Source organism: Paracoccus ravus (genome assembly GCF_004522175.1).
In the GTDB taxonomy this organism is placed as follows: Bacteria; Pseudomonadota; Alphaproteobacteria; order Rhodobacterales; family Rhodobacteraceae; genus Paracoccus; species Paracoccus ravus.
In genome coordinates this window covers 2,501-5,187 of sequence record NZ_SDEB01000060.1, presented here as the reverse complement: position 1 = coordinate 5,187, position 2,687 = coordinate 2,501, and the positions used below count along the sequence as shown (strand labels likewise).

Annotated in this window: 1 rRNA gene (cut by a window edge); it reads right to left on the bottom strand. The window is 53.6% G+C overall.

Annotated elements, in window-relative coordinates:
- Positions 1-2,687 (bottom strand): 23S ribosomal RNA (locus tag ESZ60_RS20265) (its annotated part continues 97 nt past the right edge of the window); the annotation flags it as partial.

Below are 2,687 nucleotides of genomic sequence, written 5' to 3'. Positions count from 1 at the left end.
CTGCACTTACATCTCCGGCCTATCGACGTGGTGGTCTTCCACGGCTCTCAAGGGATACCTTGTTTTGAGGGGGGCTTCACGCTTAGATGCCTTCAGCGTTTATCCTGTCCGTTCATAGCTACCCAGCACTGCCGTTGGCACGACAACTGGTCCACCAGTGGAACGTTCACCCCGGTCCTCTCGTACTAGGGGCAACTCCTCTCAAGTATCCTACACCCACGGCAGATAGGGACCGAACTGTCTCACGACGTTCTAAACCCAGCTCACGTACCTCTTTAAATGGCGAACAGCCATACCCTTGGGACCTGCTCCAGCCCCAGGATGAGATGAGCCGACATCGAGGTGCCAAACGATGCCGTCGATATGGACTCTTGGGCATCATCAGCCTGTTATCCCCAGCGTACCTTTTATCCGTTGAGCGATGGCCCTTCCACTCGGGACCACCGGATCACTATGGCCGACTTTCGTCTCTGCTCGACTTGTCAGTCTTGCAGTCAGGCTGGCTTCTGCCATTGCACTCAACGAGCGATTTCCGACCGCTCTGAGCCAACCTTCGCGCGCCTCCGTTACTCTTTGGGAGGCGACCGCCCCAGTCAAACTACCCACCACGCAGGGTCCCGGACCCGGATAACGGGCCGCGGTTAGACATCAAGAGTGCGAAGGGTGGTATCTCAAGGATGGCTCCACAGCGACTGGCGTCACTGCTTCAATGCCTACCACCTATCCTGCACATCACAATCCTGATGCCAGTGCGAAGCTATAGTAAAGGTGCATGGGGTCTTTCCGTCTAACCGCGGGAAGTCTGCATCTTCACAGACAATTCAATTTCGCTGAGTCCACATTTGAGACAGCGGGGAAGTCGTTACGCCATTCGTGCAGGTCGGAACTTACCCGACAAGGAATTTCGCTACCTTAGGACCGTTATAGTTACGGCCGCCGTTTACCGGGGCTTCAATTCAATGCTTGCACATCTCCTTTTAACCTTCCGGCACCGGGCAGGCGTCAGACCCTATACGTCGCCTTACGGCTTCGCAGAGCCCTGTGTTTTTAGTAAACAGTCGCCACCCCCTAGTTTGTGCCCCCTGCCGATAGTTGCCTACCAACAGGGCCTCCTTCTCGCGAACTTACGGAGGTATTTTGCCGAGTTCCTTAAATGTGGTTCTCTCAAGCGCCTTGGTATTCTCTACCAGTCCACCTGTGTCGGTTTAGGGTACGGTCTCATGGAGGGCTATTTCCAGGAACCACTCACCAGCCCTTCCAATCCGATAAGGAAGAACTAGCTCTGTGATCCGTCACCATCTCCTGGCCCAGGAATATTAACCTGGTTCCCATCGACTACGCCTTTCGGCCTCGCCTTAGGGGCCGGCTTACCCTGCTCAGATTAGCTTTAAGCAGGAACCCTTGGACTTTCGGCGACAGGGTCTCTCACCCTGTTTGTCGCTACTCATGTCAACATTCTCACTTCTGATCACTCCACCGGATGCCTTACAGCCCGGCTTCACAGTCAGAACATTGCCTCCAATCCATCCGAGGATGGCAAGGAGGCAGCGTTCTATATCACAGAACGCTCCGCTACCACGTGCATAAATGCACATCCAAAGCTTCGGCTCGTGGCTTGAGCCCCGTTACATCTTCGCCGCAAGACCTCTTAATTAGACCAGTGAGCTGTTACGCTATCTTTAAAGGATGGCTGCTTCTAAGCCAACCTCCTGGTTGTTTTGGAAGTCTCACATGCTTTCCCACTTAGCCACGAATTGGGGGCCTTAGCTGTTGGTCAGGGTTGTTTCCCTCTCCACGACGGACGTTAGCACCCGCCGTGTGTCTCCCGGATAGTCCTTCTTGGTATTCGGAGTTTGCTTAGACTCAGTAAGGCTGTGGGCCCCCATCATCCATGCAGTGCTCTACCCCCAAGAGGATACGTCCGAGGCGCTACCTAAATAGCTTTCGCGGAGAACCAGCTATCTCCGAGTTTGATTGGCCTTTCACCCCTAGGCACAAGTCATCCCGACCTTTTTCAACAGGTGTGGGTTCGGACCTCCAGTTAGTGTTACCTAACCTTCATCCTGCTCATGCCTAGATCACTCGGTTTCGGGTCTGATCCATCTAACTAAGTCGCCCATTTAAGACTCGCTTTCGCTGCGCCTACACCTACCGGCTTAAGCTTGCTAGATAGACCAAGTCGTTGACCCATTATACAAAAGGTACGCCGTCACCGCGCAAGGCGGCTCCGACTGCTTGTAGGCGTCCGGTTTCAGAAACTGTTTCACTCCCCTCGTCGGGGTGCTTTTCACCTTTCCCTCACGGTACTGGTTCGCTATCGGTCAGTAAGGAGTACTTAGCCTTCGAGGGTGGTCCCCCGATCTTCAGACAGGATTTCACGTGTCCCGCCCTACTTAATACGTCCGATCAAACTTCCCATACGGGGCTGTCACCCACTCTGGCTGTGCTTTCCAACACATTCCGGTCATTCTCACGGCTCGGCTGGTCCCCGTTCGCTCGCCACTACTAGGGGAGTATCTGTTGATTTCCTTTCCTCCGGGTACTTAGATGTTTCAGTTCCCCGGGTTCGCTTCTTAAACCCTATGTATTCAGGTAAAAGATACCTGGTTAACCCGGTTGTTGATACCAAAGGTAACAACAACTGAGTTTCAGGTGGGTTTCCCCATTCGGAAATTCATGGATCAAAG